This window comes from Cyanobacteriota bacterium (assembly GCA_025054735.1).
Taxonomy (GTDB): Bacteria; Cyanobacteriota; Cyanobacteriia; order SKYG9; family SKYG9; genus SKYG9.
Genome location: JANWZG010000235.1, coordinates 1 through 6,219, shown reverse-complemented (window position 1 = coordinate 6,219; position 6,219 = coordinate 1). Strand labels below are relative to the sequence as shown.

Below are 6,219 nucleotides of genomic sequence, written 5' to 3'. Positions count from 1 at the left end.
GCCACTGCTTGTAGGAGCGGCGATGTCCCTTAGGACGACCGAAAACAACCATGACATCGGGAGCTTGCCTTTCCAACGAGTGGCGAATGGGATACCACAGCAGGTCTCCAGCTACAAAGACGTTGGGGTCTTGGGCATAGAGGGCATCAATTCCACCCTGAATTTTGATCATCAGGTAAAATTGGGTGGTGTTATCGGCCATGGGCTTGCCATCGCTTTCTGGGTAGAAGAAGTCGTCATCACTGGGTGGGTCAAGGAATTGATAGTGGCTGGGAGTGGGGTTGAGTTGTTGAACCATCGGTTTGGTGTCTCCACTAACTGCTTCTTCACTTGCTTTTTTCCACTGGGCAAACCACGGCCTCCCTAGCAGGAGTTTGGGTACTTACTTACGTTGTTCGTACAGTATACAGCTTGTTTTATGTATCTGGTCTAATGCACCCGCGTACTCAACAATCAAGATGTCGATGTAATTATGGGCAAAGACTGAGGGATGTCTCCCCCACCTGTTAGAAGCAACCCTACTCATGCCTTATTCCAATTCCCCATAATGTCGCTGTAGATAGCTTTCAGTCAGGACTTAAGTCCTGATTACGAACTAACATTATGAACTAATGGGTTATGTAGCTAGCTTTTGGCAAATTGGTATTATTGGCGAGGTCACAGTAAGCCAGTATGATAGAGGCATTATGGATTCTCTAGGGTCTCTCATCCACGTTAGGTTTGATTGAGGGTTATGACATCAACGATCGCAAATCCTCAGAACTCCAGCACAGCTACCACCTCACCCAGCACAGCTAACTTTGCTGAGACGGGTTGGCATGAGGAATGGGTCGAGCACCCTGATGGGACTGGTGAAATCATCTGGACCCCCCTAACCGACGCTGAGTTTTTGCATCCCAGGGAGGGTGACCACTTGCCCACAAATACCTTTCACGATCGCATCGTCAGCACCCTCAAAGACTTATTGAAGCGCTGGTTTAGTCATCAACCCAACACCTGTGTCTACAGCGATCTTCTGATTCAGTGGGATATTGACCTAGGCGACCATTCCCCAGATGTGATGGTAGTGTTTGATGTGCAAGAGCCAGAGCGCGATCGCTTCACCTTTGTAGTAGCAGAAGAGGGAGTGCGTCCAGCCGTTGTGATGGAGGTCGTCTCTCCCCGCTATCGCCATGTGGATCGAGAAACCAAAGTGCAACACTATGCCCAAGCTCAGGTGCAGGAGTACATTATTCTTGATCGGCGTAGGAATCGCCAGCAAACCTGGGAAGAAGTACTTGGGTATCGCCTAGTTGCCCCTGGTGTCTATCAACCGATTACCCCTGATGAGGAGGGACGAATTCTTTCCCGGGTGTTGGGCTTGTGGATTAGCCTGCAAGATGGGCAAGTAGTGCTAGAGAATGCCCAAACGGGAGAGCGGCTGTTAACAGCCATGGAGTTGGCACAACAGGCTGAAGCAGAGCGCCAACGGGCTGAGACGGAAGCGCAGCGGGCTGAGGCAGAGCGCCAACGGGCTGAGGCAGAGCGCCAACGGGCTGAGGCAGAAGCGCAGCGGGCTGAGGCAGAGCGGCAACGGGCAGAACGACTGGCGGATTTTCTCCGTAGTCAAGGGTTAGATCCTGATCAGGTCTAGGCTAGGGATTTTTCCCGAGGGACTGTAAGATTCTAATGCTGCCGAGTATCTGCTTTGCCAACCCCTTCACCCTAGTCACTCCTCAATCAAATCGATCGCAACTGTTTCACTTAAGCTTCAGCAAGTAGATTGGGCTATGGTGCATCAGTGCTAGAGGTTTGTGCTGTCAGCCACGCTTCTAGGTCAGCCATTTGGGACAAGCTGGGCAAGGCTACTGGCAGAGCCGCCAGTTGTGCTAGGGATAGCTGCTGCAAGGTCAGTCGCAGGTCGGGGGGCAGGTCTCCTAGCTGGGTAGTGATTTGCTGGGTAAGGCAATCAATCTGGGTGGCAAGATTGTGCAGCCATTGATCCAGGTCTGCTAGGCTGGTGAAGTCCAGCAGGGCATCGGTCAGGTCTTCAAGTTGCAGCAGGGCTAGGGTTTGAATCTGGGAGCGGCGATCGGCACTGAGGGTGCCAAACCGACGATTGAGCAACCGTAATACCGTCCGTAACGCTTCCTCTCGCTTTCCTTCTTGCCGTCCTTGTTGCAGCCCTTGTTGGATCCCTTCTTCCATCCAACTGGTGATAATCTGCATAACCACCTCCTTGGTTTCTGGTTCAATGGTATCAAGTTCTGCTCGAAACGCCTGCTGTTCTGCGGCACTAAGTCGCAGGTAGGTGTCAATAAACCCAGAAATTAACTGCATTTTGGCTGGGTTGAGCCGTAGGGTAGCCAACAGTCGCAGGCATTCGACTTTGACTCGCAGTCGGTCTGCGGGGGCGATATTCATGCGAGCCATCAGGGCACTGGCAACTGGATTTGGTTGCTGCAAGAAGTCTCGCCAGTTGAGTTGGTTGAGTTGAATGACGCGGTAGTTGAACTGGAGAATGGTGCCATCTGGGAAGGTGACTTCATAGTGTCTTGGCTGCAAAGTGCGCGGTTCAGGGAAGGAGAAGAGGACGATGGGATAGATGGGACGATCGTAGGTTTCATGCAGGCGGGCAAAGTAGCGGAACATGCGTTTGTTAAAGGCTGGCTGGGGCTGGGCTTGATGTTCTAGGTGGATGAGGAAGTAGGCTTCTTGCTCCCGAAACTTGGCGCGCACGAGCAGGTCTGTTGCGTATTTGGCTCCGGCGGTTACGTCGGTGAAGACTTCTTTGTCCAAGAAGGTGAGGGAGTCAGGGTCGATGTAGGTGGTGACTTCTGGGCAGAAGAGTTGCAGGAATTCCCAGAAGAAGGTGGTGAGCAGTTCTTTGAAGAGGCGATCGTGGTCAATCATGGCGTGCCTTGGGATGGCAGGACGAGTGATGCTGGACGGCTAGCAACCCATACAGTGGAAACAGGCATTTCGCAGGGTTCATGGTTATGGGAAATGACTTGGAACAACGCACATTGCCGCCGTTTCGGGTGCTCGATGCAGGCTCCAGTGACAGCGACGATGACCCCCCTGGGTATACCGAAGCCATGCACTGGGTGCAGCGCACACAAGGCTAAACGGTTGTAGGTGCCTAGCAACATTAGGGTGATCTTGCAACCACCTCATTGTCTAGAACTGACGATCAATCTAGCAGGCGATCAAGGCGTTCTTGTAACCCCAGCCGAATTAGGGAACGTATCAGCAGGATGCAACACACACCTGTGAGCAAAAAGGCAACGATCGCCCAGCTCACGTACTTACCCAACAGCAATACCGTTCCAGACAGCAGTGTGAACCCTGTCATGCAAGCATATATCAAACTCTTGACTGCTAGATTAAGGAGCTTAAGGGCACGATCGCTCTCTATTGAGCGTACCCGTAACTCCAGTTCTCCCTGCTCTAGGCGGTCTTCCAATCGGCGAATTGCCAGTTCCACTCGGCTAGGCTTGTTCAACTGTTGGTTGAGCACTTCCCGCGCCTGTCGCACTATATCTGTGACAACATTACCCTGTCCCCGTCCACCCAGGGCAAGACTGCGGAGAAATGGTTGGGCGCCCGCTAACAAACTATACTCTGGATCCAACGTTCGAGCGATACCATCTAGGGTTGTGAGCGACTTGACGATATAGGTCATCTGAGCAGGCAGGCGAAATGGCTGCTGGATAAACATGGCATACAGCTCATTGCGGAGTTGCTTAAACGCTCGAATTTCCAAGGGACGTTCTACGAATTGTTCCAGTAAAAAGCCAATGATGCGGCGCACGGGGGTCATATCCTTGACGGGCACCAGCAACCCCATGTCCACCAAACTGTCTACTACTTCGTCTGTGTCTTTGCGCATAATGGCAAAGAAGGTCTTCATCATTTGACCCTTGGCAAGGGGTTTCACCTCCGACATCATGCCAAAGTCATAGAAAATCAGGTCGCCCTGTTGGGACACCGCTAAGTTACCAGGGTGGGGATCCGCTTGAAAGAACCCATCTTGCAGCAATTGCTTCAGGTAACTAGAGATACCAAGCTTGTTGATTTCCTTGGGATCAATTCCGCAGGCTTCTAGGCTTTGCCGATCGTTAACCTTGATCCCCGGCAAGTATTCCATGGTCAATACCCGCCGCGTGGTGTACTGCCAGTAAATCTTAGGAACACGAATGCGGGGATAGTTCTTAAAGTTTTCTCGGAAGCGATCAGCATTTTTGCCCTCCTGGATGTAGTCAATTTCCCGGTAGAGCACGGTAAAAAACTCTTTGTAAATTTCATCTAGCTCGTAGTATTGCGTCCAGGCCATAGTTCGCTGGCAGATCTTGATCAACCGCTGCAATACCTTGAAGTCTAAGTCGAACAAGTTCTCTAAACCAGGACGCTGCACCTTAATGACCACATGCTCGCCAGTATGGAGATGGGCAGTATGAACTTGCCCTAGGCTGGCTGCGGCGATCGGCTCTGGGTCAAAATCTCGAAAGAGCACATGGATGGGTTTCCCTAGTTCTGTCTCGATAATGGAAATGGCAATGTTGCTAGGAAAGGCAGGCACTTGGTCTTGCAAAGTCTGGAGCGCCCGGACATATTCCAAGGGCAGTAGGTCAGCACGAGTGGAGAGTGCTTGCCCAATTTTAATGAACGTGGGGCCTAGGTCCAGCAGAGCACCGACCAACCACTGGGCACGACGATGGATTCGATCTTGGCTGTTATGGGCCATGAGCCGATCCCACCACAGATCCACCATTAGCTTCAGTGCCACCCCAAACACATCAATCTGTCGCGCGATCGGAGAGTAGCGCTTACGTTGCCAACGGAGTGATTTGCGGTTGACTGTCGTGAGCATTAACCTGTCAGTTCATCGTAACAGTGGGTAGCCAGCACTGAATACCAGTGTAATCGACCTCTTGCACACCTAAGCAAAAATCGAGGACTAGGGGACAACGTTGAGGCAGCCGTGGCAAATCAGGTCATGATCCCTCAGGGATAGGGTGTGAATGTTAACGTCTGGGCCTAGGTCAATGTAGAAGCCGTCTAGCTCAGCGATCGCTCTGCCCTGAGTGGTTTGAAAGCTATCTAACAGACAAGGGTTCACTAAACACAGCTTGCGCCCCTCCACCATTTCAATACCTGCCTGGAGCACAATCGTTACTGGAGCATAGTTCGCAATGATCACAGATGCCTCCAAGGTTACCCGTCCAGAGACGATCGCCATCTGTGACTGGTGGATTTGCACTTGGTCTGAACCAGTGGGGATTGCTGGTAACGGTAGACTGTGTTGGGCCTGGAATAATTTTGTCAGCAGGTCAGCTACACCAGCGCGTAGTAGATCTGAGCATAAAGACGCATTCAGATCGGCCTCCGTTAACAACAGTTCTACTGCTACGGGCACCACTTCGAGCAAGCGCAAAGGCTTACCCCGTAGTACCTGCCCCAAATTAATGCGAATATTGCCCCCCTGAACCCGCATCTGGCTAAGATGCAACCCCTGATAGATAATCTGGTGAGCAGCCAAGCTAACCTCTGGGATGTAGCCTGACAATAGCTGACGATCGCTACCAGTAATTCCTACTTGCAGACCCTCAGCTCGCTGCACTTGAGAGCGCAGCCATAATCGAATGGCGGGGGATAGCACCGCACTAATCAGGTGGCTACCAGCAAGAGAATCAGTCATTAATACCCATAATCAAGATGATTTGTAAATCTTATTTGCAAATTGTAAATAAATATTGCAATATAGTAGCATAGGATGCCGTTTTCCAGCGAACTGGGTTAAGCCAGGACGAAGCTGATCACTGTTCCCTGCGTTTGAGTGCTGATCTAAACTTACAGGTATGGTTGCGGCCATGGGTTTCAACTTATCACGTTTCTCCAGTGCTCACGTAGTAGCCAGGGATGTATTAGGGGTGGCATCGGGAGCAGTATCGGTCGTAGCTCAGTTTCAGAGGCTATGCGCCGACGACCAGATGGATGTCTTCTGGCATATATACACAGATCTGAGCTACTTGGTGATGCCTGCGGCTCCTAGTTCTAGCCGATCGCAGCAGGTAGAGGGCTTGTTGCAGCAGGTTCAAGCAATGGCTCACGTTGAACAGTTGCAAGCTGTTCGGACACTGTTTACTAAGGGTGACTCCTTGATCTCTAGGGCCTATGGTGCACTCAGCCCAACTACCAAGCTTGCATTTTGGTACCACTTGGCGAATCTGATGGCCG

7 protein-coding genes are annotated in these 6,219 nt (G+C 51.5%); 3 read left to right on the top strand and 4 right to left on the bottom strand.

From position 1 onward, the window contains the following. Positions 1-202 (bottom strand): hypothetical protein (locus NZ772_11940; GenBank protein ID MCS6814258.1); only part of this gene is annotated, 202 nt, incomplete at its 3' end. Between the two features lie 531 nt (positions 203-733). Between NZ772_11940 and NZ772_11935 the strand changes: the two genes are divergently transcribed. Further along, a complete protein-coding gene (locus NZ772_11935; GenBank protein ID MCS6814257.1) occupies positions 734-1,633 on the top strand; it encodes a Uma2 family endonuclease in 900 nt (299 codons plus the stop codon). 134 nt (positions 1,634-1,767) lie between these two features. Here the strand turns inward: NZ772_11935 and NZ772_11930 are convergent, their stop codons facing one another. After that, on the bottom strand, positions 1,768-2,892 hold the full coding sequence (locus NZ772_11930; protein ID MCS6814256.1) for a DUF4351 domain-containing protein: 1,125 nt from the start codon (positions 2,890-2,892) through the stop codon (positions 1,768-1,770). A gap of 86 nt (positions 2,893-2,978) precedes the next feature. On the opposite strand from NZ772_11930, the gene NZ772_11925 reads away from it, so the two are divergent. Then, a complete protein-coding gene (locus tag NZ772_11925) occupies positions 2,979-3,107 on the top strand; it encodes a hypothetical protein (GenBank protein MCS6814255.1) in 129 nt (42 codons plus the stop codon). 65 nt (positions 3,108-3,172) lie between these two features. Here NZ772_11925 and NZ772_11920 read toward each other — a convergent pair whose 3' ends face one another. Beyond that, on the bottom strand, positions 3,173-4,852 hold the full coding sequence (locus NZ772_11920) for an AarF/ABC1/UbiB kinase family protein (GenBank protein ID MCS6814254.1): 1,680 nt from the start codon (positions 4,850-4,852) through the stop codon (positions 3,173-3,175). An 87-nt stretch (positions 4,853-4,939) separates the two neighbouring features. Beyond that, the gene (locus NZ772_11915; protein MCS6814253.1) at positions 4,940-5,680 is read right to left on the bottom strand and encodes a DUF2993 domain-containing protein; all 741 of its coding nucleotides are present in this window, start codon (positions 5,678-5,680) and stop codon (positions 4,940-4,942) included. A gap of 172 nt (positions 5,681-5,852) precedes the next feature. Here NZ772_11915 and NZ772_11910 point away from each other — a divergent pair. Next, positions 5,853-6,219 (top strand): Orange carotenoid protein (locus NZ772_11910; protein ID MCS6814252.1); only part of this gene is annotated, 367 nt, incomplete at its 3' end.

Coding starts and splice junctions, on each gene's coding strand:
- NZ772_11915 (MCS6814253.1), bottom strand. CDS start 5,680: ATGACTGATTCTCTTGCTGGTAGCCACCTGATTAGTGCGGTGCTATCC.
- NZ772_11920 (MCS6814254.1), bottom strand. CDS start 4,852: ATGCTCACGACAGTCAACCGCAAATCACTCCGTTGGCAACGTAAGCGC.
- NZ772_11930 (MCS6814256.1), bottom strand. CDS start 2,892: ATGATTGACCACGATCGCCTCTTCAAAGAACTGCTCACCACCTTCTTC.
- NZ772_11935 (MCS6814257.1), top strand. CDS start 734: ATGACATCAACGATCGCAAATCCTCAGAACTCCAGCACAGCTACCACC.
- NZ772_11925 (MCS6814255.1), top strand. CDS start 2,979: ATGGGAAATGACTTGGAACAACGCACATTGCCGCCGTTTCGGGTGCTC.